This window comes from Streptomyces sp. NPDC097640 (genome assembly GCF_040302705.1).
Classification (GTDB): domain Bacteria; phylum Actinomycetota; class Actinomycetes; order Streptomycetales; family Streptomycetaceae; genus Streptomyces.
Map to the genome: position 1 here is coordinate 69,165 of NZ_JBEOSB010000013.1, position 24,158 is coordinate 93,322.

Annotated in this window: 18 protein-coding genes and 2 pseudogenes; 16 read left to right on the plus strand and 4 right to left on the minus strand. The window is 73.3% G+C overall.

The features are described from left to right. The first annotated feature begins 6 nt into the window (after positions 1-6). The 5 genes from ABTY62_RS21530 (at position 7) to ABTY62_RS21550 (ending at position 4,967) form a co-directional block, all read left to right on the plus strand. A complete protein-coding gene (locus tag ABTY62_RS21530; protein WP_311724818.1) occupies positions 7-438 on the plus strand; it encodes a GntR family transcriptional regulator in 432 nt (143 codons plus the stop codon). After that, positions 435-1,361 (plus strand): ABC transporter ATP-binding protein, encoded by a 927-nt coding sequence (locus tag ABTY62_RS21535; RefSeq protein ID WP_311724819.1) that lies wholly within the window; start codon positions 435-437, stop codon positions 1,359-1,361. Before ABTY62_RS21530 ends, ABTY62_RS21535 begins: the two co-directional genes overlap by 4 nt. 235 nt (positions 1,362-1,596) lie before the next feature. Next, complete coding sequence (locus ABTY62_RS21540; protein WP_352131039.1) at positions 1,597-2,619, plus strand: ABC transporter permease; 1,023 nt, start codon at positions 1,597-1,599, stop codon at positions 2,617-2,619. After that, positions 2,616-3,431 (plus strand): ABC-2 membrane transporter-related protein, encoded by an 816-nt coding sequence (locus tag ABTY62_RS21545; RefSeq protein WP_352131040.1) that lies wholly within the window; start codon positions 2,616-2,618, stop codon positions 3,429-3,431. The genes ABTY62_RS21540 and ABTY62_RS21545 overlap by 4 nt, the downstream gene beginning before the upstream one ends. A 51-nt stretch (positions 3,432-3,482) precedes the next feature. Further along, entirely contained in the window at positions 3,483-4,967 is a 1,485-nt protein-coding gene (locus ABTY62_RS21550; protein WP_352131041.1) for a glycosyltransferase family 39 protein, read from the plus strand. A 10-nt stretch (positions 4,968-4,977) separates the two neighbouring features. On the opposite strand, the gene ABTY62_RS21555 is transcribed toward ABTY62_RS21550, so the two are convergent. After that, positions 4,978-5,451 carry a PPOX class F420-dependent oxidoreductase gene (locus ABTY62_RS21555; RefSeq protein ID WP_352131042.1) on the minus strand — a complete coding sequence of 158 codons (474 nt, stop codon included), beginning with the start codon at positions 5,449-5,451 and terminating at the stop codon, positions 4,978-4,980. 24 nt (positions 5,452-5,475) lie between these two features. Beyond that, positions 5,476-6,369, minus strand: coding sequence for a hypothetical protein (locus ABTY62_RS21560; protein WP_352131043.1), 894 nt, complete (start codon positions 6,367-6,369; stop codon positions 5,476-5,478). 197 nt (positions 6,370-6,566) lie between these two features. On the opposite strand from ABTY62_RS21560, the gene ABTY62_RS21565 reads away from it, so the two are divergent. Beyond that, on the plus strand, positions 6,567-7,364 hold the full coding sequence (locus ABTY62_RS21565) for a S1 family peptidase (RefSeq protein ID WP_352131044.1): 798 nt from the start codon (positions 6,567-6,569) through the stop codon (positions 7,362-7,364). Positions 7,365-7,399: 35 nt separating this feature from the next. On the opposite strand, the gene ABTY62_RS21570 is transcribed toward ABTY62_RS21565, so the two are convergent. Further along, the gene (locus ABTY62_RS21570) at positions 7,400-7,768 is read right to left on the minus strand and encodes a VOC family protein (RefSeq protein WP_352131045.1); all 369 of its coding nucleotides are present in this window, start codon (positions 7,766-7,768) and stop codon (positions 7,400-7,402) included. 202 nt (positions 7,769-7,970) lie between these two features. On the opposite strand from ABTY62_RS21570, the gene ABTY62_RS21575 reads away from it, so the two are divergent. From ABTY62_RS21575 to narI, 8 genes and pseudogenes are all read left to right on the plus strand, one after another. Further along, a complete protein-coding gene (locus ABTY62_RS21575; RefSeq protein ID WP_311724828.1) occupies positions 7,971-8,279 on the plus strand; it encodes a chorismate mutase in 309 nt (102 codons plus the stop codon). Then, a pseudogene (locus ABTY62_RS21580) lies at positions 8,246-9,022 on the plus strand (phosphotransferase); the annotation flags it as partial. The gene ABTY62_RS21575 and the pseudogene ABTY62_RS21580, both read left to right, overlap by 34 nt. Positions 9,023-9,420: 398 nt before the next feature. Beyond that, positions 9,421-11,997 (plus strand): aminopeptidase N, encoded by a 2,577-nt coding sequence (gene pepN / locus ABTY62_RS21585; protein ID WP_352131046.1) that lies wholly within the window; start codon positions 9,421-9,423, stop codon positions 11,995-11,997. Positions 11,998-12,339: 342 nt separating this feature from the next. Then, the gene (locus ABTY62_RS21590) at positions 12,340-13,377 is read left to right on the plus strand and encodes a tellurite resistance/C4-dicarboxylate transporter family protein (protein WP_352131190.1); all 1,038 of its coding nucleotides are present in this window, start codon (positions 12,340-12,342) and stop codon (positions 13,375-13,377) included. 310 nt (positions 13,378-13,687) lie between these two features. After that, positions 13,688-17,403: pseudogene (locus ABTY62_RS21595) on the plus strand (nitrate reductase subunit alpha). Between the two features lies 1 nt (position 17,404). Further along, the gene (gene narH / locus ABTY62_RS21600; protein ID WP_352131047.1) at positions 17,405-19,054 is read left to right on the plus strand and encodes a nitrate reductase subunit beta; all 1,650 of its coding nucleotides are present in this window, start codon (positions 17,405-17,407) and stop codon (positions 19,052-19,054) included. Beyond that, complete coding sequence (gene narJ / locus ABTY62_RS21605; RefSeq protein ID WP_352131048.1) at positions 19,051-19,707, plus strand: nitrate reductase molybdenum cofactor assembly chaperone; 657 nt, start codon at positions 19,051-19,053, stop codon at positions 19,705-19,707. Before narH ends, narJ begins: the two co-directional genes overlap by 4 nt. Then, on the plus strand, positions 19,704-20,465 hold the full coding sequence (gene narI / locus ABTY62_RS21610) for a respiratory nitrate reductase subunit gamma (RefSeq protein WP_352131050.1): 762 nt from the start codon (positions 19,704-19,706) through the stop codon (positions 20,463-20,465). Before narJ ends, narI begins: the two co-directional genes overlap by 4 nt. On the opposite strand, the gene ABTY62_RS21615 is transcribed toward narI, so the two are convergent. Continuing rightward, complete coding sequence (locus ABTY62_RS21615; protein ID WP_352131052.1) at positions 20,407-20,970, minus strand: MarR family winged helix-turn-helix transcriptional regulator; 564 nt, start codon at positions 20,968-20,970, stop codon at positions 20,407-20,409. The genes narI and ABTY62_RS21615 overlap by 59 nt on opposite strands. A gap of 308 nt (positions 20,971-21,278) precedes the next feature. Between ABTY62_RS21615 and ABTY62_RS21620 the strand changes: the two genes are divergently transcribed. Next, the gene (locus ABTY62_RS21620; protein WP_352131053.1) at positions 21,279-22,688 is read left to right on the plus strand and encodes a pyridoxal phosphate-dependent decarboxylase family protein; all 1,410 of its coding nucleotides are present in this window, start codon (positions 21,279-21,281) and stop codon (positions 22,686-22,688) included. Then, positions 22,685-24,145: a lysine N(6)-hydroxylase/L-ornithine N(5)-oxygenase family protein gene (locus ABTY62_RS21625; RefSeq protein ID WP_352131054.1), complete on the plus strand. Its 1,461-nt coding sequence runs from the start codon at positions 22,685-22,687 to the stop codon at positions 24,143-24,145. Before ABTY62_RS21620 ends, ABTY62_RS21625 begins: the two co-directional genes overlap by 4 nt. The last annotated feature ends 13 nt before the right edge of the window (positions 24,146-24,158 follow it).

Sequence of the window (24,158 nt, forward strand, 5' to 3'; positions counted from 1 at the left end):
TGGAGGGTGGTGGAATACCGCATCGACCGCCGCAGCGGCATCGCCACCTATCTCCAGATCGTCCAGCAGACCAAGCAGGCGCTCCGCCTGGGCCTGCTGGAGCCGGGGGACCGGCTGCCCACGGCCAAGGAGGTCGTCGCGGCCACCGCGATCAACCCCAACACCGTCCTCAAGGCCTACCGCGAACTGGAGCGGGAGGGCCTGGTCGAACCACGGCCCGGCCTCGGCACCTTCGTACGGCGCTCGCTGGCCCGGCCCGGCGCCGCCGCCGACTCGCCGCTGCGCGCCGAGCTGGCGGCCTGGGCGGACCGGGCGCGTGCCGCCGGCCTTGACCGCGAGGACGTCGCCGCGCTGATCGCCGCGGTCCTCGACGAGCGCTTCCCCGACGGCCCCACCACCACCGGCGAGAGCACCGTCCTGAACAGGGAGCACGGGTGACCGACCGACACGATCCCTCCACCGCCCTGGAGACCACCGGCCTTGGCAAGAAGTACCGGCGCGGCTGGGCCCTGCGGGACGTCACGTTCCGGCTGCCCGCGGGGCGCATCTGCGCCCTGGTCGGCCCCAACGGCTCGGGCAAGAGCACCCTGCTGTCCCTGGCCGCGGACCTCATCGCGCCGACCACCGGGGCCGTACGGGTCTTCGGCGCCGACCCGCGGTCCGCCGAGGCGCGGCGGCGCATCGCCTTCGTCGCCCAGGACAAGCCGCTCTACCCGCGCTTCACCGTCGACGAGACCCTGCGCCTGGGCCGCGAGCTCAACCCCGGCTGGGACCAGGCCGCCGCCGAGCGCGTCATCGCCGAGGCCGAGGTGGAGCCGGCCGCCCGCGTCGGCTCCCTCTCCGGCGGCCAGCGCACCTGTGTGGCCCTGGCCCTCGCCCTCGGCAAACGCGCCGACCTGCTGCTGCTCGACGAGCCGATGTCCGATCAGGACCCGCTGCGGCGGCACCGGATGATGGGTGCCCTGATGGCGGAGGCCGCCGAACACGGCACCAGCGTGGTCATCTCCACCCATGTGCTCGCCGAACTCGACGGCGTCTGCGACTTCCTGCTGCTGATGGGCGGCGGCCGGGTCCGGCTGGCGGGCGACACCGAAGCCGTCCAGGCCGCCCATCGCCTGATCACCGGCCCGCGCGCCGACCACGGAACGGCCGAGATCGCCCGCCACACCGTGGTCGAGAGGCGCGTGACGGGCCGTCAGCTCACCGCGCTGATCCGCCCGTCGGCCCCGCCGGCCGAGGACGGCTGGATCGTCAGAGAGCCGTCCCTGGAAGAGGTCCTGCTCGGCTATCTGCGCGCCCCCGACGCCCCGCCGCTGATCACCTCCGGCGCCCGCGGCCCCGATGCGGAGGTGCCGGCATGAGCGTGTCTTGGCGCGCTGCGCGGGCTGGACTGAGGAGCCGCGGAGCGACGGAGGAGCGAGCAGTGACGAGGGAAGCCCGTGCGTTGGAGCGCGCCGGGACTGAGCGGGTGGAGGGGTGCGTGTCTTGGGGCGCTGTGCGGGCTGGACTGAGGAGCCGCGGAGCGACGGAGGAGCGAGCAGTGACGAGGGAAGCTCGTGCGTTGGAGCGCGCCGAGACTGAGCGGGGAGGAGGCGCGTGATACCGCGCACCCGAGGGCTGGTGTGGCTGGTGTGGCGCCAGCACCGGGCCGCGCTCTGGGCGGGACTGGCCCTGTTCGCGGCGGTCGCCGCGTACATCGTGTGGCAGCGCACCCAGATGGTCGGCTATGCGCGGACGCACGGCATCGAGGGCTGCGCGGACTGGCAGACGTACTGCCACGGCAACCGCAGCGGCCCGTTGACCGGCGCGCTCACGCACCTCAGCGACACCTACCGGACGCCGCTGCTCCATACCGGACGGCTGCTCATCGCGCTGCCCGCGCTGATCGGCGTCTTCGTCGGCGCGCCCCTGTTCGCCCGGGAACTGGAAAGCGGCACCCATCAGTTGGTGTGGACCCAGTCCGTCAGCAGGACCCGCTGGCTCGTCGCCAAGCTCGCGCTTCCCCTCGTCGCCGTCCTGGCCGGCATCACTGTCCTCGCGGCCCTCTACACCTGGTGGTGGCGGGCGGCCCGGGCCCAGTTCCCGGACATCGCCTGGGGCACTCCCGTGCCCTTCGACGCGACCGGCCCGGCGGCGGTCGCCCTCGCCCCGCTGTCCTTCTTCCTCGGCGCGGCGACGGGGCTGCTGCTGCGCCGGACACTGCCCGCCATGGCGGTCACGCTGGGGGCCACCGTCGCCGTTCAGTACGGGCTCGGCGCCCTGCGCCCCCACCTGATGACTCCGCGGACGGTCGTCTCCGACGCCACCGGCGACTTCTCGCGCGTCCCCACCGAGATCTTCTACACCTCGTGGCGCGGCATGGCCGACGGCTTCCTGACCCGCACCGGGGAGAAGATCCCCGGGGACCGCTGCTCGTCCGCGGTCGGTGGCGACGCCTGGAACCGCTGCCTCACCCGGCTCGGCGCCACCCGGAGGGAGTACGAGGAGCTGCACCCGGCGAGCCACTTCTGGCCCATGCAGTGGATCCAGGCCGGGATCTGTCTGGCCGCCGCCGCCGCGCTCGCCGCGTTCTGCGTGTGGTGGATCCGGCGCCGGCCCGCCCGGAAGGAGGCGGTATGAGTACCGCGACCACCCCGCGCCCCGTCGTCGCCCGACTCGGCCCGCGCGGCCCGCTCTGGCTGGCCTGGCGCCGCCGGCGGACCGCCCTGCTGACGGCCGGAGTGCTGGCCCTCGCCCTCGCCGGATACATCGTCTACCGGCGCACCGGCATGGTCGCCCTGATCCACGACCGGAACCTGGCCGGCTGCCGGCTGTGGTCCCCCGAGTGCAACGGGGCGCGGCTGTCGTCCGACGCCGCGCTGGGGTCGGCGTTCGCCGAGCTCGAGACGTACCGTACGGCGCTGCTCCGCACCGGATGGCTGCTGGTCGCGACCCCGGCGATCATCGGTACCTTCCTCGGCGCACCACTCGTCGCACGCGAACTCGAGAGCGGCACCGCCAAGCTCGTCTGGTCCCAGTCGGCCGGCCGGGCGCGCTGGCTCATCGCCACCCTCGCCGTCCCCGCCGCCGCCACCCTGGCCGCCACCGCGCTGTTGGCCGCGCTGTTCACCTGGTGGTGGTGGCCCGTCCGCGGCGCGTTCGAGATCGGCTGGACCGACACCGTGCCCTTCCAAGCGGCCGGCCCGGCCCCCGTGGCGCTGTCCCTGCTCTCCCTGGTCCTCGGCACGGCCCTCGGACTGCTGCTGCGGCGGACCGTGCCCGCCATGGCCTGCACCCTCGCCCTGTCCGCCGCCGTCGCCTACGGCCTCCACCAGTTGGGCAGGCCGGACGACTTCTGGCCCGCGCAGTGGACCCAGGCCGGGATCTGTCTGGCCGCGGCCGCCGCGCTCACCGCCCTCTGCCTGTGGTGGATCGGGCGCAGACGGGCCTGACCCGCGACCGCCCGAGGCCCCCTCTTCCGCTCCGATCGGAGTCCGCTTCCCATGGCCGTCCCGCCCGCCCTCGACACCGCCCGGGCCGCCCCGCACACCCGCCCCGCGCCCGCGCCCCGACCGGCCCGCCGCCCCCGCGCCGCCGTCGCGCTCGCCCCGGCCGGGCTGGCGCTGGCGCTCGGCCTGTGGGGGATCCGCCGCGAGAACAGCATGTGGCGGGACGAGTCGACGACGTATCAGGTCGCCCACCGCGGCGTCGCCGACATCTTCCACCTGCTCGGCGAGGCCGACGTCGCCCACGGCCTGTACTACCTGCTCATGCACGGCGTCTTCGCCCTCTGGGACGGCGGGCTGCTCGCCCTGCGGCTCCCCTCGGTGCTGGCCATGGCCGCGGCGGCCGCCGGAGTCGCGCTGCTCGGACACCGGCTCGCGGGCCCCCGGACCGGGCTGGCCGCCGGAGCCGTCTTCGCGCTCGCGCCCGCGGTGCAGCGCTACGCGCAGGAGGGGCGGTCGTACGCGCTGGTCTGCGCCGCCGTCGTCTGGTCCACCCACCTGCTGCTCTCCGCCGTCGCGAACCCCCGCGGGCGCGCCTGGGCCGGCTACGCCGCCGTCGCGTCGGTGACCTGTCTGCTCCACGAGTTCGCGGTCCTGGCCGTGCTCGCACACGGCGTCACGCTGCTGCTGGCCCGCGTCCCCGCGCCCATCCGCTGGGCCTGGGCCCGGGCGGCGTCCGCCGTGGCCCTCGTCCTGGCGCCGCTGGCGATCCTCAGCCAGCAGCAGGCGTCACTGGTGGGCTGGATCGGCCGTCCGGGACAGACCGAGCTGCTGGGCTTTCTCGCCCTGACCGCCGTGGGCCTCGGCTGCGCCGTACTCCCCCTGCGCACGCCCGCCGCGATCTCGCTGCGCACACTCGCGCTGCCCCTGCTGATCCTCCCGGCGGCCACCCTGCTGGCGGTCTCCTTCATCCACCCCATCTACGTCGACCGCTACGTCCTCTACTCCTACGCCGGATTCGCCCTGCTGACGGGCGCCGGTCTTGAGGCCGCGCTGCGCGCCGCCCCGCACCCGAGGGCCGGGGCCGCGGCGCTGGCCGCCGTCGCGGTGGCCGCCCTGCTGCCGTACTCGATCGAGCTGCGGACGCCGCAGAGCCGCCTGGACGACCCGATGGCCGCGGCGCGCGCCGTACGGGAGCTGACCCGGCCCGGCGACGGGGTGCTGTTCATGCCCGCCCGCCGCCGGGAGCCGATCATGTCGAGCCCGGGGGAGTTCCGCGGCCTGAAGGAACTGGCCCTGGCCCAACACGCGGTGCCCTCGGGCACCCTGCACGGCATCGAGCTGTCCGCGCCCCGCATCCGCGCCCGCATGATGACCGCCGAGCGGATCGCCGTGGTGACGGACCCGCCCGGCCAGCGGCCGGACGACACCTCGCAGGAGCGGACGAAGCGCGAGGTGCTCGCCCAGCACTTCCGCCGGTGCGCCGAGCGGGAGGTGCGGGGGATGGTGGTGCTCCTCTACGCCCGCCCCGGCAAATGCTGACCCGGGCGCGTCAGCCCTCGTCCTCGACCAGCCGGGCGGGGAAGCCGCCGGTGGCGATCGGGCCCCAGCGCTCCGGCGTGATCCGGATCAGCGACTTGCCCTGCTTGACCATGGCGGCGCGGTACTCGTCCCAGTCCGGGTGCTCGCCCGCGATGTTGCGGTAGTACTCGACCAGCGGCTCCACCGACTCGGGGATGTCGATCACCTCGGCGGTGCCGTCGATCTGGACCCACGGCCCGTTCCATTCGTCCGAGAGCACCATGAGGCTGACGGCCGGGTCACGCCGCGCGTTGCGGACCTTGGCGCGCTCGGGGTACGTCGACACGACGACGCGCCCCGCGTCGTCGACGCCGCATGTCAGCGGCGAGGCCTGCGGCGAGCCGTCGGCGCGGCGGGTCATCAGGATGGCGCGGTGGCGCGGCCGTACGAACTCCAGCAGTTCGTCGCGGCCGACACGGGTGTTGGTGGCGATGGAGGGGCTCATACGGCCGACCTTACGACGCCTGGATCATGTGTCGCACTCCAGCACCGCACGACACAGCCCGCACCGGGCCCGCATCCTGCCGCCGACGGGGACCCGGATGCGCTGCCGGCAGGTCGGGCAGGGGAAGGTGACGCGCAGCGGGGAGCCGCTCTCGAAGGCGTACCCGCCCCCGCCGGTCACCGGCGCCTGCGGATCGACCTGCGCGAACCGGCGGTCCCGCGCATACCGGCGGCGGCCCGCCCAGCCGGACGCGGCCAGCGGCGGCTGCCGCTCGTCGCGCCGCGCCACGTCCAGGCCCTTGACGTACGCCTCGTACGCCTGCGGGCTGGTGAACCAGATCGCCGGGTCCTCGCCGAACGTCAGCGCCCGCTTGGCCAGGACATAGCCGAACTCCTCCGGGGTCAGATAGCCGAGCTTCTGGCTGGATACGGAGCTCTCGCGGTACGCGTCGAGCAGCAGCCAGCCCGCGCCGAGATAGGCGGCCGTGGTGTCGGTGAGGATCTCGTTGTCGCGGGTGCCGGGGAACGCCAGGTCGAGCCGGTGCAGATACACATGGGTGACCTCGTGGGCGAGGGCCGCGCCGATGTCCCGGCGGTGGGTCTTGAAGCGGGAGTTGAGCTCGACGAAGTACTCCGGGCCCGCGGCCAGCTCGACGTTTCCCGCGTGCCGCATCTCGCGGAAGCTCACGATCATGCGGGCGTCCGGAAGGCGCAGATGCCGCACCATGACCCGGGCCACCCGCTGGGCGCCGAGGTAGAGGTCGTCCTGGTCGGAGAAGGCCACATCCCCCGGGGCCACGCTGAGCCCGAAGGTCCGCACCCCGTCGTACGACAGGCGCTTGTAGAGCGCGGTGAGCGCGGCCCGGACGGTGTCCAGATGCGGGAATCCGTGCTCGATGTCGCTGCCCGGTGCCGCCACGCCGTCACCCCGTAGCCGTCGTCCGCCGTGCCCCCTGTCTCCACGATACGGGCGCCGGGCCCGGTCGCGCCGCAGGCCGGGCCGGTCGGCCTGGCCGGAAAGCGACCCTTGTCAGGTCGATCGGGCCGTTCGGATAATCGCAACGCTGCTTGGCATGAGCCTGGCAAGTAGCTCAACCCCCCACGAAAGGAACTCCGTTGCGGAATCACCGGAAGCCCGTCAAGAGAGCGGCCGCCGTCGGAGCCGTCGCCCTCGCCGCGTTCAGCCTGCCGCCCGGCACCTCCCTGGCCCAGGCCAAGAGCCCCGAGCCCGGCCAGTCCGTCGTCGGCGGAACCCGCGCCGCCCAGGGCGAATTCCCCTTCATGGTGCGGCTGTCCATGGGCTGTGGAGGCGCCCTCTACACCCAGGACATCGTGCTCACCGCCGCCCACTGTGTGTCCGGCAGTGGCGCGAACACCTCCATCACCGCCACCGCCGGCGTGGTCGACCTCCAGAGCTCCAGCGCCGTCAAGGTCAAGTCCACCCGGGTCCTCCAGGCCCCGGGCTACAACGGCACCGGCAAGGACTGGGCACTGATCAAGCTCGCCCAGCCCATCAACCAGCCCACCCTCAAGATCGCCGAGACCACCGCCTACAACAACGGCGACTTCACCGTCGCGGGCTGGGGCGCCGCGGTCGAGGGCGGCGGCCAGCAGCGCTACATGCTCAAGGCCACCGTGCCGTTCGTCGACGACACCACCTGCAAGAGGGCGTACAGCGACCTCGTCGCGGGCGAGGAGATCTGCGCCGGATTCATGGACACCGGCGGCGTCGACACCTGCCAGGGCGACTCCGGCGGCCCGATGTTCCGCAAGGACGAGGCCGGGGCGTGGATCCAGGTCGGCATCGTCAGCTGGGGCGACGGCTGCGCCCGCCCCGGCAAGCCCGGCGTCTACACCGAGGTGAGCACCTTCGCCAAGGACATCAAGGCAGGCGCCACCCAGCTCGGCGGCTGACACGTGTGCGCCCCTGGCCCATCAGCCAGGGGCGCTCAGCCCTGCCCGTAACACAGACAGAACGGATGCCCCGCGGGATCGCTGAACACCCGGAACCCCGCCCGCTCGCCGCCGCTGTCGTACAGGAACGTCGCGCCCAGGGCGATCACCTCCCGCTGCGCGTCCTCGATCATCTCGACGTCGAAGTCCAGATGGAACTGTTGCGGATGGTCCGGGTCCGGCCAGCGCGGCGGCTTGTGGTCGGGTGCCGCCTGGAAGGCGTACCGCACCCCCTCCGGCGAGGTGAGCGTCACCCATTCCGGGTCGCTGTCGTCCACCCGCCCGCCCAGGATCCCGGCGTAGAAACCGGCCAGCGCCCCGGGGTCGGGGCAGTCCACGACGATGCACTGAAGCTTCGCGATCACCTCTTGACGATATCCCCGCACCCGGAATTCCCACCCCGAATGGAACCCACAGATCCATAACCCACTCCTCCAGGGTGGAGGCGCTCGACCGGGGAGAGCACTCCGACCCGACCGCCTCCGGCCCCTCACCCACCCCCCACAGGGGCCGGGGGCGGTCACCCGCCGGTAACGGGAGCGTGCCTGGCCGCATAGGCTCACCGCCATGAGCACCAACGACGAGATCGACGAGTCCGTCCGCGCGGAACTCGCCCGGCTGCGCGACTCCATCGACAACATCGACGCGGCCGTGGTCCATATGCTGGCCGAGCGCTTCAAGTGCACCCAGCAGGTCGGCTACCTCAAGGCCGCCCACAAGCTCCCCCCGGCCGACCCGGCCCGCGAGGCCCGCCAGATCACGCGGCTCCGCGACCTCGCGGAGAGCGCCAAGCTCGACCCCGCCTTCGCCGAGAAGCTCCTCAACTTCATCATCGCCGAGGTCATCCGGCACCACGAGACCATCGCGCGCTCCTGATGGCCGAGGAGCCGCTGCCCGGCGGCTTCGTCACCGAGGTCGTCCGGGTCGGCAACACCGTCCGGCGCCGCCCCACCGGGCGGGCCGCCTACGTACGCTCCCTCCTCACCCACTTCGCCCGGCACGGCTGGCCCGGCGCGCCCCGCCACCTCGGCACCGACGAGCAGGGCCGCGAGGTGCTCTCGTACCTCGACGGTTACGTCGCATGGCAGCCGGACCAGCCGCCCACCGTCGGCGACGACGAGAGCCTGGCCGCGATGGCCCGCCTGATCCGCGAGTTCCACGACCTGACGGCCGGGACGCCGCTCGCCGAGGGCGACGAGGTGGTGTGCCACAACGACCTGTCCCCGAAGAACACCGTCTACCGCCCCCGTCCCGTCGCCTTCATCGACTGGGACACCGCCGCGCCGGGCCGACGCGTCCACGACGTGGCACACGCCTGCTGGCAGTTCTGCGGCCCGGGCCCCGACGGCCCCGGGCCGGACGAGACCGGCCGCCGCATGGCCGTCGTCTGCGACGCGTACGGGCTGGTCGCGGCGGACCGCGCACTGCTCGTCGAGACGGTGGTGTGGTGGCAGGACCGCTGTCGGCGCGGCATCGAGGAGGGGGCGGCGGGGGGTGACGCGGCCATGGTGCGCCTACGGGACCTCGGTGTGCCCGCGGCCGTGGGCGCGGCGCGCGCCTGGACGACGGCTCACCGCCCCGCGCTGGAGCACCACGTGACCGCGCGCCCGGGCGGCTGAGGGGGGCCTTTCCCCACCCCGCCCCTTCCCGTTTCCAAGGGGCTCCGCCCCCTGACCCCCGGCGCCCCCGGGCGCCCCAGCGGGCAGCCCGGCCGGACCGGAGCCCCGGCGGCGGGGCACCGGGGTCGGGACGCAGGGGGAGTCGCCGACGAGACGGGAGGGGGTGGGGGTGCAGGGGTGGTGCCCTGGACGCTTACGCATATTTGTGGCGCGAAGTTCCGGATCAGGCCGCGCTTCCGGGTACCGGCGCCGTAAATATGCGGTCCAGGGTGACAGCCCCGGAGCCCCCGCCCCCGGCACCACCCACGAACACCACGCGCACCCCACACCGGACCTGCGCGCCCCGCAACCTCTTCCCACGCGTGTGACCCCCACAGGCAGTAGGGCAGCATGTCTTCATGTCCGTACTGACGCGCGACGAAGCGCAGACCCGAGCCAGCCTCATCGAGGTCCATCGATACACCATCGACCTCGACCTCACCCGTGGCGATGAGATCTTCGGCTCCACCACCACCATCCGCTTCAGCGCGCGCGAAACGGACGTAGACACCTTCGCCGAGCTCAAACCGGCCGCCCTGCACCGCGCCGTGCTCGACGGCCAGGAGCTCCCCCTCGACAACGCCGCCGACGTGATCGCCGCGGGCCGCCTGCCGCTCACCGGGCTCGCCGAGGGCGAGCACGAGCTGCGCGTCGAGACGGACATGCGCTACTCCCGGACCGGCGAGGGCATGCACCGCTTCACCGATCCCGCCGACGGCGAGACATACCTCTACACCATGTGTTGTATGTCCGACGCCAACGACGTCTTCGTCGGCTTCGACCAGCCCGACCTCAAGGCCGTCTTCGAGCTGCACGTCACCGCCCCGCCCGAGTGGACCGTCCTCGGCAACGGCATCGCCACCCGCGTCGGCGAACCGCACGAGGGCCGCTGGCAGCTCGCGCCCACGCCGCCCATCAGCACCTATCTGTTCGCGGTCGCCGCCGGCCCGTACCACTCGGTGCGCACCGAGCACGCCGGCCTGCCGTTCGGCCTGCACGTACGCCGCTCCCTAGCGCCGTACCTGGAGGCCGACGCCGACGAGCTCTTCGACATCACCCGCCGCTGCTTCGACCGCTACCACGAGATCTTCGACGAGCCGTACCCCTTCGACTCCTACGACCAGGCGTTCGTCCCGGAGTTCAACGCCGGCGCCATGGAGAACCCCGGTCTCGTCACCTTCCGCGACGAATTCGTCTACCGCTCCGCCGTCACCGACGCCGAGCGCCAGACCCGCGCCATGGTCATCGCCCACGAGATGGCCCACATGTGGTTCGGCGACCTGGTCACCATGAAGTGGTGGGACGACATCTGGCTCAACGAGTCCTTCGCCGAGTACATGGGCTACCAGACCCTCACCGAGACCACCCGCTACACCGACACCTGGGCCGACTTCGGCGTCCGCCGCAAGAACTGGGGCTACGACGCCGATCAGCGCCCCTCCACCCACCCCGTGGCCCCCGAGCCCGAGCAGGTCCCCGACACCGCCGCCGCCCGGCTCAACTTCGACGGGATCTCCTACGCCAAGGGCGCCTCCGCGCTGCGCCAGCTCGTCGCCTGGCTCGGCGAGCGGAACTTCCTCGACGGCATCAACGCCCACTTCGCCCGGCACCGCTTCGGCAACGCCACCCTCGCCGACTTCATCGACTCCCTCGCCGAGGCGTCCGGCCGGGACGTCCACGCCTGGGCGGACCGCTGGCTGCGCACCACCGGAGTGGACACCCTCACGCCCGTGATCACCACCAACGGCGGCCGGTGGACCGCGGAGATCCACCACCAGGGCACCGACGAGAGCAGCCCCCGCCCCCACCGCGTCGCCATCGGCCTGTACGACCACGAACCCGCCGCCCCCCACAAGCTCGTGCTGCGCGAGCGCGTCGAGGCCGAGCTGAACGAGGACGGCGGCGCGCTGACCCTCCCGTTCACCGGGCCCCGCCCCGATCTGCTGCTCCTCAACGACGGCGACCTCACCTACGCCAAGATCCGCCTGGACCCCGGCTCCTGGAAGACCGTCCTGCGCTCCCTGTCCGGCCTCCCCGAAGCCCTCAGCCGCGCCGTCGTATGGAACGCCGCGCGCGACATGGTGCGCGACGGGGAGCTGGCGCCCGGCGCCTATCTCGACGCCGCCCGCGCCCACCTCCCGCACGAGACGGACATAGCCATCGTCCAGGGCGTGCTCGCCTTCGCCCGCAACCAGATCGCCGACCGCTATCTGCCCGCCCACCGCCGCGCCGCCGCCCTCGCCACCATCACCGCCACCTGCCGCGACCTGCTGCGCCGCACCGAGGACGGCTCGGGCCCCGGGCTGCGGCTCGCCGCCGTGCGCACGTTCATCCACAGCGCCACCTCGGCCGCCGAGCTGAGCGACTGGCTCGACGGCGACACCGTCCCCGGCGGCCCGGCCCTCGACCCCGAGCTGCGCTGGCAGATCCTCGGACGGCTCGCCGTCCTCGGCGCCGCCACCCCCGGCGACATCGACGCCGAGCTCGTCCGGGACTCCAGCGCCACCGGCCAGGAGGGCGCCGCGCGCTGCCGCGCCGCGCTCCCGGACGCCGAGGCCAAACGCGCCGCCTGGGCCGCGCTGTTCGAGCCCGGCGACGGCCCCGAGCTGTCGAACTACCTGGTCACCGCCACGGCCGGGGGCTTCTGGCAGCCCGAACAGCACGCACTCCTCGACGAGTACGTCACCGCCTACTTCCCGGCCGCCGTCGCCTTGGCCGACCGCCGTGGCCCCGCCATCGCGGACTCGGTCGCCCGCTGGGGCTTCCCGTCGACGGTGGACGAGCGGACGCTGCGGCTGGGGGAGGAGTGCCTGAACAGCGACGACCCGTCGGCCTCCGCCTCCGCCTCTCCGGAGCTGCGCCGCCGCCTGGGCGACGAGCTCGACGATCTGCGCCGGGCGCTGCACGTCCGGCAGGCCCAGGAGAACGAGGCGTAGGCCCGGCAGGAGCCACCAGAAGCACGCACGGCACAACCGCACCAGAAGGGCATCAAGAACCCCCACAAACCACCCCTTTCGATCGCCGCGCGCCCCCTCCCCAGGGGGCGTTCACCTGTTCGCGGCCCTGTTCGCGACAGCCATTCGAGCCGTCCCGCGTCCCCGGGGCGGCCCGGAGCCCCGCCGGGTATCGCGTAGCTCTGCATAGCGCCAAGCAATCGCCAAGGCGGCGTGGCCAGATCATGGGGTGCCGTTGGCCGAACACGCCCCCGCCGAGGGCCCGCCCCGTCGAACCGCGGCGTCGGCGCGCCGGGCCGGTGGCAGCCTCCTGGCGTGAGGTGGATGAGATGGGTGCGGCTGGACCGGGAGTTGCCGCCGGGCGGCTTCGCTCCGGTGATGGCGACCGGGATCGTCTCGCAGGCCGTCGGATCGGCGGGTGCCCGATGGCTGTCGGACGGGCTGCTGGCGGTGGCCGTGGCGATGTACGGGCTGCTGCTGGTCGCTTGGGCGCGGCGCGTGACGAGGCACCGGCATGACGTGGCGGCGGAGCTGAGGGACCCGGCGAAGGTGTTCGGCTTCTTCACCTTCGTCGCGGGCTCCGATGTGCTCGCCACCCGGCTGGCGGCCGGCCCGTGGTGGCCGGCCGCGGCGACTCTGCTGGCCGTGGCCCTGCCCGTATGGCCGGCCCTGATGTGGTGCGCGGGGCGCGTGGTGCGCGGGCTCGGCCGCGCCGGAGCGCTGCGGCGCGTCGAGGGCGGCTGGTTTCTGTGCGTGGTGGGGCTCCAGTCCGCGGTGCTGGCGGCCGGCGCGCTGGAGCCCCACCGGGCCCTGGCGGCGAAGACGGCCGGCTGGGCGCTGGGCGTGGTGCTGTACGTCGTGGTGGCCACCGGGGTGGCGGGCCGGCTGCTGCGCTTCGGCGTCCGGCCGCGGGAGCTGACACCGCCGTACTGGGTCACGATGGGCGCCTGCGCGATCAGCCTGCTGGTCGGCGCCCGGCTCGTCGCACAGGGTCTTGGCACCTCGCCCCTGCGGGTCCCGGTCGAGGGGTTTCTCCTGGTCATGTGGGGCTGGGCCACCTGTCTGCTGCCGGTGCTGGTGGCCGCCGGGGTCTGGCGGCACGGGGTGCACCGGGTGCCGCTGAGCTATGAGCCGACGTGGTGGACGATCGTCTTCCCGCTGGGCATGTACTCCGTGTCCACGGCCGCCGTCGGCGCCGCCGAGGGGCCGTACGGCCTCGTCGCCGTCGGGCATGTGATGGCGTGGGCTGCCTCTGTGGCATGGGCGCTGGTCTCGTTCGGCGCGTGGGCCGGTCGAGGATCCGGCCAGAAAAAGTGGTCAAGAAACGGCAAGGTCCCCCGTCCGGCGCCGTCCGGGCGCTGAGGAGGCCCGTGCCCCACCCGCCCGCCAGGCAGGTTTGACGCTCCGTCAACTCTCCTTAACTTTTGCCATGTGGGCAAGTCATAGGCCTGAGGCAAGCATTGCAAAGTGCAAGAAAAAACAGTTTCAGGTGATGCTAAATGGCTGAAAGCAGTCAGACTGTGCGGCTGATGCGCGAGCGATGCTGTGGCGCGAACCGAATCAGGTCACGTCCGCTGCCGGGGGGAACGGCACGGGGCCCCCACCCCAGAGGAGTTGTTGGTCCGTGGCGCGTCGCACAACACGATCGGAGGCCGAGGCAGCCGCAGCAGCGGTGACCGAGCGTCTCCTGCGGGCCGGGGCGTCCCTGAGGCGCACCCCGACCACCCGGGACCTGCGGGCCGTGTACCGGACCGACCAGGCCGTGGAGGACTCTCCGTACCGGGAGCGCTGGGCGCATGACAAGGTGGTGCGCTCCACGCATGGCGTGAACTGCACCGGTTCCTGCTCCTGGAAGGTGTACGTCAAGGACGGGCTGATCACCTGGGAGACCCAGCAGACCGACTACCCCTCGGTCGGCCCGGACCGCCCGGAGTACGAGCCCCGCGGCTGCCCGCGGGGCGCCTCCTTCTCCTGGTACACCTACTCGCCCACCCGGGTGCGCTACCCGCACGCCCGCGGCGTGCTGGTCGAGCTCTACCGGGAGGCCAAGGCGCGGCTCGGCGACCCGGTGGCGGCCTGGGCGGAGGTCACCGGCGACCCGGACAAGCGCCATCGCTACCAGTCGGCCCGCGGCAAGGGCGGGCTGGTGCGCATCGGCTGGGAGGAGGCGCTGGAGATCGCGGCGGCCGCCCATGTGCACACCCTGCGCACCTACGGCCCGGACCGGATCGCCGGGTTCTCCCCGATCCCCGCCATGTCGATGGCCTCGCACGCCGTCGGCGCCCGCTTCATGTCGCTGATCGGCGCGCCGATGATCTCCTTCTACGACTGGTACGCGGATCTGCCCATCGCCTCCCCCCAGGTGTTCGGCGACCAGACCGACGTCCCCGAGTCGGGCGACTGGTGGGACGCCGCCTATCTGATGCTGTGGGGGTCGAACGTCCCGGTCACCCGCACCCCCGACGCCCACTGGATGGCCGAGGCCCGCTACCGGGGGCAGAAGGTGGTGGTGGTCTCCCCGGACTACGCGGACGCCACCAAGTTCGCCGACGAGTGGCTGCACCCGCACCCCGGCACCGACGGCGCGGTCGCCATGGCGATGGGGCACGTGATCCTCAAGGAGTGCTTCGCGGAGCGCGAGGTCCCCTACTTCACCGACTACGTCAGGCGCTTCACCGACCTGCCGTTCCTGGTGGAGCTGGTGGAACCGGCGGAGCGGGAGCCGTCCGGACACCACACCCCCGGCAAGTTCCTCACCGCCGCCGACCTGGAGGCGACCGACCCGGGCCTGGCCGCCCACGCCGACAAGGCGGCCCGGCGCTGGATGCCGGTGCTCCACGACGCGGAGACCGACCGCCCGGTCGTCCCCAACGGCACCCTGGGCGACCGCTGGAGCAAGGGCGGCGAGGGCCGCTGGAACCTGGACCTGGCCGGCATCACCCCGCGGCTGACGTTCCACCAAACCACCGGCGTCGAGAGCGTCGAGACCGCCCTGGTCGAACTGCCCCGCTTCGATGTGCCAGGCGCCACCGTCCGGCGCGCCGTCCCCGTACGGCGGCTCGGCGGCCGGCTGGTCACCACGGTCTTCGACCTGCTCATGGCCCAGTACGCGGTGGGCCGCCCGGGCCTGACCGGACAGTGGCCCACCGGCTACGACGACGCCTCGGTGCCCGGCACCCCCGCCTGGCAGGAGGCCATCACCTCCGTCCCATCCGCCGCCGTGATCCGCGCGGCGCGCGAGTTCGCGGCCACCGCCGAGAAGAGCCGCGGGCGCTGCATGATCGTGATGGGGGCGGGCACCAACCACTGGTTCCACTCCGACACCATCTACCGCTCCTTCCTCACCCTGCTGCTGCTCACCGGCTGCCAGGGCGTCAACGGCGGAGGCTGGGCGCACTACGTGGGCCAGGAGAAGGTGCGGCCCTTCACCGGCTGGCAGCAGATGGCCACCGCGGCCGACTGGGTGCGGCCGTCCCGGCAGATGGCCGGCACCCCGTACTGGTATCTGCACACCGACCAGTGGCGCTACGAGCGGTACGGCGCCGACGCGCTGGCGTCCCCCACCGGCCGCGGCCTGTTCGCCGGCCGGCACACCGCGGACCTGGTCGCCCAGTCCATGCGGCTTGGCTGGATGCCCTCGTACCCCACCTTCGCCGCCAACCCCCTCGACCTGGGCCGCCGGGCCAAGGAGAGCGGACGGCCGGCCGGGGAGTGGGTCGCGGAACAACTGGGCTCCGGGGGGCTGGACTTCGCCTGCGAGGACCCCGACGCGCCGGAGAACTGGCCCCGCGTGCTGACCGTCTGGCGGGCCAACCTCATCGGCTCCTCGGCCAAGGGAAACGAGTACTTCCTGCGCCACCTGCTCGGCGCCCGCGACAACGCCACCGCCGACGAGGCCCCGCCCGGCAACCGCCCGGCGGATGTGACCTGGCACGATGCGGCGCCGCGCGGAAAGCTCGACCTGCTGCTGGCGCTGGACTTCCGGATGACCTCCACCACGCTCTTCGCCGACCTCGTCCTGCCGCCGCCACCTGGTACGAGAAGCACGACCTGTCCAGCACCGACATGCACCCGTACGTCCACGCCTTCACCCCGGCGATCATCCCGCCCTGGCAGGCCCGCACCGACTTCGAGATCTTCCACGGCCTCGCCCGCAAGCTGAGCGAACTCGCCGCCGGACGGCTGGACACCGCCCACGACCTGGTGGCCTGCGCCCTGATGCACGACACCCCCGGCGAAACCGCCCAGCCCGGCGGCACCGTCCCGGACTGGCGCGACACCGGGACCGGAGCCGTGACGGGCGCCGAGCCCGGCCGGAACCTGCCGGACTTCGCCCTCGTCGAGCGCGACTACACCGCCGTCGCCGACCAACTCGCCGCCTTCGGCCCCCTCGCCGAACGGCAGGGCATGCGGGTCAAGGGCGTGGGCGTCGACCCCACGCCGGAGGCGGCCTGGCTGGCGGACCGCTGTGGCACCGCCACGCGGGGCGCCGCCAAGGGACGGCCGCTGCTGGACACCGACACCAAGATGTGCGAGGCGATCCTCGCCCTCTCCGGCACCACCAACGGGCGCATCGCCGCCGAGGGGTTCCGGCAGCTCGCCGACCGCTGCGGACCGGACTCGGGCCTCACCGAACTGGGCGCCTCGGTGGCCGAGCGCCGCGTGGTGTTCTCCGACACCCAGACCCGCCCGGTGCAGGTCGGCGCCAGCTTCGAGTGGTCCGGCAAGGAGGCCCCGGACCGCCGCTACGCGCCGTTCACCATCAACACCGAGCACCGCAAGCCCTGGCACACCCTCACCGGCCGCCAGCACTTCTACCTGGACCACGACTGGATGGCCGAGCTCGGCGAGCAACTGCCCGTCTACCGGCCCCCGCTGGACCTGGCCGCCCTGGGCGAGGCCCCGCCACCCGGCACCGGTGGCAGCGGCCGCTCCGTGACCGTCCGCTATGTCACCCCGCACTCCAAGTGGTCCATCCACTCCGAGTACCAGGAAAACCTGATCATGCAGACGCTGGCCCGCGGCGGCCCCGTCATCTGGCTCAGCGTGCCCGACGCCCAGGCCATCGGCGTGGCCGACAACGAGTGGATCGAGGCCGTCAACGCCAACGGCGTCGTCGTCGCCCGGGCCGTGGTCTCCCACCGCATGCCCGAAGGCACGGTGTTCATGTACCACGTGCAGGAACGCATGGTGAACGTGCCCAAGTCCGAGGCCACCGGCGGCCGCGGCGGCACCCACAACGCCCTCACCAAGCTGCTCATCAAGCCCACCCACCTCATCGGCGGCTACGCCCAGCTCTCCTTCGCCCCCAACTACTACGGACCGACCGGCAACCAGCGCGACGCGATCACCGTCATCCGGCGCCGGTCCCAGAACGTGGAGTACTGACATGCCCCGCCGCCAGCCGTCCCGCCCCAGGGTGATGGCCCAGGTCGCCATGGTCATGAACCTCGACAAGTGCATCGGCTGCCACACCTGCTCGGTCACCTGCAAACAGACATGGACCAACCGGTCCGGCACCGAATACGTCTGGTTCAACAACGTCGAGACCCGCCCCGGCCAGGGCTATCCACGCGGCTACGAGGACCAGGACAAGTGGAAGGGCGGCTGGCACCTGAAGAACGGCCGGCTCGTACCGCGCACCGGCGGCCGCGCCCGCCGCCTGGCCCGGCTGTTCGCCAACCCCGAACTCCCCTCCCTCGACGACTACTACCAGCCCTGGACGTACGACTACGACAACCTCACCACCGCCCCCCTCGGCGAGGACCTGCCCACCGCCCCGCCCCGCTCCCTCATCGACGGCCGCCCCACCGCCGTCACCTGGGGCCCCAACTGGGACGACGACCTCGGCGGCGGCCCCGAACACCTCGCAGGCGACCCCGTACTCGCCAAGATGACCGAGAAGGTCCGCCTGGAGTACGAGCAGGCGTTCATGTTCTACCTGCCGCGCATCTGCGAACACTGCCTCAACCCCTCCTGCGTCGCCGTCTGCCCCTCCGGCGCCATGTACAAGCGGGTCGAGGACGGCATCGTCCTCGTCGACCAGGACCGCTGCCGCGGCTGGCGGATGTGCGTCAGCGGCTGCCCGTACAAGAAGGTCTACTTCAACCACCGCAGCGGCAAGGCCGAGAAGTGCACCTTCTGCTACCCGCGGATCGAGGCCGGCGAGCCCACCGTCTGCTCCGAGACCTGCGTGGGCCGGCTGCGCTACCTCGGCGTGCTGCTCTACGACCCGGACAAGGTCGGCGAGGCCGCCGCCGTCCCCGACGAGAAGGACCTGTACGAGGCCCAGCTCGGCTGCTTCCTCGACCCCGACGACCCCGAAGTGGCCCGCGCCGCCGAGGAGTCCGGCATCCCGCACGACTGGATCGAGGCCGCCCGCCGCTCCCCGATCCACGCGCTGATCACCCGGTACAAGGTGGCGCTGCCGCTGCACCCCGAATACCGCACCATGCCCATGGTCTGGTACATCCCCCCGCTCTCCCCGGTCGTGGACGCGCTCACCGCCACCGGCCACGACGGCGAGGAGCCGGCCAACCTCTTCGGCGCCATCGACGCCCTGCGCATCCCCGTCTCGTACCTCGCCGAGCTGTTCACCGCGGGCGACCCGGAGCCGGTCGAGGCGGCCCTGTGCCGGCTCGCCGCCATGCGCAGCCACATGCGGCGGATCAACCTGGGCGAGGAGCGGGACCCCGCGATCGCCCGCGCGGTCGGCATGGACCAGGAGGCCATCGAGGGTATGTACCGGCTGCTGGCCCTGGCCAAGTACGAGGAGCGGTACGTCATCCCCACCGGCTACGCCGCGGGCTCGGGCAGCACAGGCAGCGCCGGCCCCACCGACGCGTGCAGCCTCGACGGCGACGGGCTGCCCGGCATGATGCCGGACGGCTTCCCCGGCGCCGACGACTTCCACGCCCCACCGGTGCCCGCCCCCGCCGGAGCGGGCACCGGGCTCGCCGGCCGGCTCAACCTGCTCAACTGGAACGGCCGCGGACGCCCCAGCGGACTGTTCCCGCGCCGCACCGAGGAGCAGCAATGAGTCCGCTGAGCCCGGCGACCCCCGCCGTGCACCAGGCCGCCGCCCTCCTCCTCGGCTACCCCGACCAGCACTGGCCCGCGCGCCTGACCCTGGTACGGGACGCCCTCGGCGAGCTGACCGGCCCCGGCACCGCGCCGCTGCTGCGATTCTGCGCCGCCGTACGGGACATCCTCGTACTCGACCTGGCCGCCCGCTACGTCGTCACCTTCGACCGCAGCCGACGGCGCACCCTGCACCTCACCTACTACACCGACGGCGACACCCGCCGCCGCGGCGGCTCGCTCGCCGACTGGAAGGCCCGCTACCGCGCGCACGGCTGGGAGCCCCCCGAGGACGAGCTGCCCGACCACCTGCCCCTGGCCCTGGAGTTCGCCGCCCGCTGCCCCGCCCCGGGGACGCGGCTGCTGAGCGAACACCGCCCCGCGATCGAGCTGCTGAGGATGGCCCTGGCCGACCACGACAGCCCCTACGCCGACGTCCTGCTCGGCGTCTGCGACACCCTGCCGGGCCCGTCCCCCGCCGACCGCGCCACCGCCCTGGCCCTCGCCCGGACCGGACCGCCCGCCGAGGCGGTCGGACTGAGCGGTCTGGCCCCCTTCGCCGCGACCGCCCCCGAGCGCGCCGGCCACCTTCCGGGAGGAACCGGCCGATGACACACCTGAACATCGCCCTGTGGGGCGTACTGCCCTACCTCGTCCTCGTGCTCTTCGCCGCCGGCACCGCCTGGCGCTACCACTACGACCGCTTCGGCTTCACCACCCGCTCCAGCCAGCTGCACGAACACCGCCTGCTGAGCATCGGCGGCCCGCTCTTCCACTTCGGGCTGCTGTTCGTCGCCGCGGGCCATGTCGTCGGCCTCGTCGTCCCCGAGTCGCTCACCGAGCGGCTGCGCGTCAGCGAAGGGCTGTACCACGCCAACGCGCTGCTGGTCGGCGGCACCGCGGGCCTCGCCACCGCCGCGGGCCTGGGGCTGCTGCTGTACCGGCGGCTGCGGGTGCCCGCCGTACGGGCGGCGACCAGCCGCAGCGACCGGGCCGTCTACCCGGTGCTCGCCGCCGTCCTGCTGGCCGGGCTCACCGCGACCGCCACGGGCGCGAGCAAGGACGCCTACGACTACCGGCAGGGCGTGTCCGTCTGGTTCCGCAGCCTGTTCACCCTCGACCCCGACGTCCCGGCCATGGCCCACGCGCCCCTGATCTACCGGCTGCACGCCCTGCTGGGCCTGGCGCTGTTCGCGCTGTGGCCCTTCAGCCGGCTCGTCCACGCCTTCGCCGCCCCCCTCGGCTACCTGGCCAGGCCGTACGTGGTCTACCGCTCCCGCACCCCGGCCCGGCCGTACCGCCACCCCGCGCTCACCGGACCGGACGACGCGGACGGACCTCTCCGGAAGCGGCGGCGAGCACATCGCTGACCCGGGCGGGCCCTGCCCCCGGCGGCCCGGCCGCGCGGAGGTCCGGCTCGTCCGCGACCGCGCCCAGCGCCCGCAGCCCGCGCACCAGCCCGGACCGCACCTCCGCGGGCAGCCGCTCCACCAGGACGGCGATCTCCGCGCGCCGGTACTCCAGCACCCGGTCCACCACCTCCGCGCCCCGGTCCGTCAGCCGCAGCACCACTTCCCGGCGGCTGTCCGGATTGACCCGCCGGTCCACCAGACCCAGGGACTCCAGCCGGTCCACCGTCCGCATGGCGGTGGACGGGTTCACCCCCAGCCCGGACGCCAGCGCCGCCAGCTTCGCGGGGCCACAGCTGTCCAGCACCACCAGGGCGCGCAGTTGCGTCGCCGTCAGCGTCTCGTCGATCGAGGCGAGCGCCCGCGCCGAGATCGCCACCAGCAGCCGCGTCGCGGCCAGCACCGAGGCGATGAGCTCCTCGGTCAGATCGCTGTCGCTGTCGCTGTCGTCCGGCTCCCGGTCCATCGCGCCCCCTGGCCTCCTGCCGTTCCGTGCCCGGCATCGTACGGAAACCGCCGCGTGCCGCTCCGCGATCAATTCCCGCACCGGCACTACCACGTACGAGTGGACCTGCCGCCGCCACGCCCCGAACCGCTTGCGTGCGAAGTACTTTAGGCCGTGTTCCGGAAGCTTCGCCGAAGTTCCGCCCGTTCCGCGAGGTCTGGTCCGTCCACTGACGCCGCGAGACCCGCCTCCCGGGCGATCGGCGCCGCCTCCGAGACATCGCCAGGACCGCTCCCACCCCGCCCGAACTCGAGACGAGGGGCACACCCATGCCTGTGCCCGCTTCCGGGACCGCCCGCCTCCTGGCCGGCGGTATCGAAGGCCCGCGCGCGCTCCGCCCGATGCTCGACACCGTCCTCCACGCCCTCGCCACCGGCGCCGCCGACCGCGGCGGCCCCCTCCCGCCCGGCGGCCCCCGCGCCGTCGCCCGCCGCGTACGGGCCGCCGCCGAGCCCGTACTGCCCACCGTCGGCACCGGCGCCCGCGCAGCCCTGCACACCCTCGTCCGGGCCCTCGCCGCGGGCGCCGCCGACCCCGCCGAGCCGCACTGCACCGCCCATCTGCACTGCCCGCCGCTCGCCGTCGCGGCCGCCGCCGACTTCGCCGCCAGCGCCCTCAACCCCTCCCTCGACTCCTGGGACCAGGCCCCCGCCGCCGGCGAGCTCGAGGCGCTGACCTGCCGCGCCCTGGCCCGGCTCGTCCACCCCCGCCGCCCGGCCCCCGACGCCCTCGCCACCACCGGCTCCACCGAGGCCAACCAACTCGCCCTGCTGCTCGCCCGCGAGGCCGCCCGCACGGCGGGCGCCACGGACCCCCTCCAGGTCGTCTGCGGGGCCAACGCCCACCACAGCGTCCACCGCGCGGCCTGGCTCCTCGGCCTCCCCGAGCCGCTCACGATCCCCACCCCCACCGGCGTCCTGGACCCGGCCCGCCTCCACGACGCCCTCACCGGGCTCCCCGGCCGCCCCCTGCTCGTCGTCGCCACCGCGGGCACCACCGACACCGGCGCCATCGACCCCCTGCCGCCCATCGCCGACCTCTGCGACCGCCATGCGGCCACCCTCCACATCGACGCCGCCTACGGCGGCCCGCTCCTGTTCAGCAACACCCTGCGGACCAGGCTCGACGGGCTCGACCGAGCCCGGACCGCCGCGCTCGACCTGCACAAACTCGGCTGGCAGCCCGCCGCGGCCGGCCTCCTCGCCGTCCCCGACAGCGCCGCCCTCGCCCCGCTCACCCACCGCGCCGAGTACCTCAACGCCGCCGACGACGCCGCCGCCGGCCTCCCCGACCTCCTCGGCCGCTCCCTGCGCACCACCCGCCGCCCCGACATCCTCAAGATCGCCGTCACCCTGCGCGCCCTCGGCCGCCGCGGCCTCGGCGACCTCGTCGAGCGCGCCTGCGCCGCCGCCCAGGACCTCGCCGACCTCATCGACTCCCGACCCGGACTCGACCTCTACGCCCGCCCCGCCATCAGCACCGTCCTCTTCCGGCCCACCGGAGCAGGCCCGGCCGCCGTCGCCGCCCTACGACGCCGCCTCCTGCGCGAGGGCCGGGCCGTCCTCGGCCGAGCCGCCACATCCGACGGGCTGTGGCTCAAGGCCACCGTCCTCAACCCGCACATCCAGCCCAGCGACCTGCGGGCGCTGGTCGAACTCGTGGAAGGCAACACCCCATGAGCACCGCGCAACCCCCCACCCACAACACCACCCCCGCTTCCACCCCCGCCGCAGCCTGCCCCGAACATCCCCTGGACCTCGCCGGCATCGGCATCGGCCCGTTCAACCTCTCCCTGGCCGCCCTCGCCCACGGCGTCCCCAGCCTGCGCACCGCCTTCTACGAACAGCGCCCCGCCTTCCAATGGCACTCGGGCCTCCTCGTCGACGGCGCCAGGGTCCAGGTCCCGTTCCTCGGCGACCTCGTCACCCTCGCAGACCCGGCCAGCCCCTGGACCTTCCTGAACTACCTCAAGGCCCGCGAACGGCTCTTCCCCTTCTACCTCTCCGAGCGCTTCCACATCGAACGCGCCGAGTACGAGGACTACTGCCGCTGGGTCAGCCACCACCTCCCCAGCCTCCACTTCGGCCACCAGATCGACGCCGTCCGCTGGAACCACGACCACCTGCTCTTCGAGATCGACTTCACCGAACTCGACCCCAGGGGCCAGGCCCTGCACATGGGCCGCAGCTACACCCGCTCCCTGGTGCTCGGCGTCGGCACCGAACCCCACGTCCCCGCGCCCCTGTGCCCCCTCGTCGACGCCCCCGGCGTCCCCGTCATCCACTCCGCCGACTACCTCCAGCACCGCGAACAGCTGCTGGCCACCGGCCATGTCACCGTCGTCGGCTCCGGCCAGTCCGGCGCCGAGGTCTTCCTCGACCTGCTCCGCAGCCGGCCGCCCGGCGCCGAAGGCCTCCACTGGCTCACCCGCACCCCCGCCTTCGCGCCCATGGAGTACAGCAAGCTCGGCCTCGAACACTTCACCCCCGACTACACCCGCTACTTCCACGCCCTGCCGGAGTGCGTGCGCGACCAACTGCTGCGCCGCCAGTGGCAGCTCTACAAGGGCATCGCGCACGACACCATGACGGAGATCCACGACGAGCTCTACCGCCGCGCCCGACAGGGCGGCTGGCCCGACGCCGTGCTCACCCCCGACGTCACCGTCCGCACCGCCGGCCGCATCGCCGACGCCCGCCTGGAACTCCACCTCGAACACCGCCAACAGGGCACCCGCAGCCGCCACACCACCGAAGCCGTGGTCCTCGCCACCGGCTACCGCGAACGGCGCATCGAGACCCTCATCGCCGCCCTCGACCCCTACATCCGCCGCGACTCCCGGGAACGCCCCCGCATCGACGAACACCACCGCATCGTCCTCGACCCCATCGTCAAGGGCTCCATCTACGTACAGAACGCCGAGCGCCACTCCCACGGCGTGGGCGCCCCCGACCTCGGCCTCGCCGCCTGGCGCTCCGCCGTCATCCTCAACTCGCTGACCAGCGAACCGGTCTACGCCCTCCCGCGGCGCACCGCCTTCACCACCTTCGGCCTTCCGCCCACCGGCCCCGGCGCCCCCGTCATCGGCGGACACCTCCCCGGGCAGCGCGACCGCCTCGCCCATACCAGCACCTGACCACCCCAGCTTT

Excerpts from the sequence above, each read along its gene's own strand:
- ABTY62_RS21550 (WP_352131041.1), top strand. The coding sequence starts at position 3,483 with ATGGCCGTCCCGCCCGCCCTCGACACCGCCCGGGCCGCCCCGCACACC.
- narJ (WP_352131048.1), top strand. The coding sequence starts at position 19,051 with ATGAGTCCGCTGAGCCCGGCGACCCCCGCCGTGCACCAGGCCGCCGCC.
- ABTY62_RS21575 (WP_311724828.1), top strand. The coding sequence starts at position 7,971 with ATGAGCACCAACGACGAGATCGACGAGTCCGTCCGCGCGGAACTCGCC.
- narH (WP_352131047.1), top strand. The coding sequence starts at position 17,405 with ATGCCCCGCCGCCAGCCGTCCCGCCCCAGGGTGATGGCCCAGGTCGCC.
- narI (WP_352131050.1), top strand. The coding sequence starts at position 19,704 with ATGACACACCTGAACATCGCCCTGTGGGGCGTACTGCCCTACCTCGTC.
- ABTY62_RS21625 (WP_352131054.1), top strand. The coding sequence starts at position 22,685 with ATGAGCACCGCGCAACCCCCCACCCACAACACCACCCCCGCTTCCACC.
- ABTY62_RS21555 (WP_352131042.1), bottom strand. The coding sequence starts at position 5,451 with ATGAGCCCCTCCATCGCCACCAACACCCGTGTCGGCCGCGACGAACTG.
- ABTY62_RS21620 (WP_352131053.1), top strand. The coding sequence starts at position 21,279 with ATGCCTGTGCCCGCTTCCGGGACCGCCCGCCTCCTGGCCGGCGGTATC.
- ABTY62_RS21615 (WP_352131052.1), bottom strand. The coding sequence starts at position 20,970 with ATGGACCGGGAGCCGGACGACAGCGACAGCGACAGCGATCTGACCGAG.
- pepN (WP_352131046.1), top strand. The coding sequence starts at position 9,421 with ATGTCCGTACTGACGCGCGACGAAGCGCAGACCCGAGCCAGCCTCATC.
- ABTY62_RS21545 (WP_352131040.1), top strand. The coding sequence starts at position 2,616 with ATGAGTACCGCGACCACCCCGCGCCCCGTCGTCGCCCGACTCGGCCCG.
- ABTY62_RS21590 (WP_352131190.1), top strand. The coding sequence starts at position 12,340 with ATGAGATGGGTGCGGCTGGACCGGGAGTTGCCGCCGGGCGGCTTCGCT.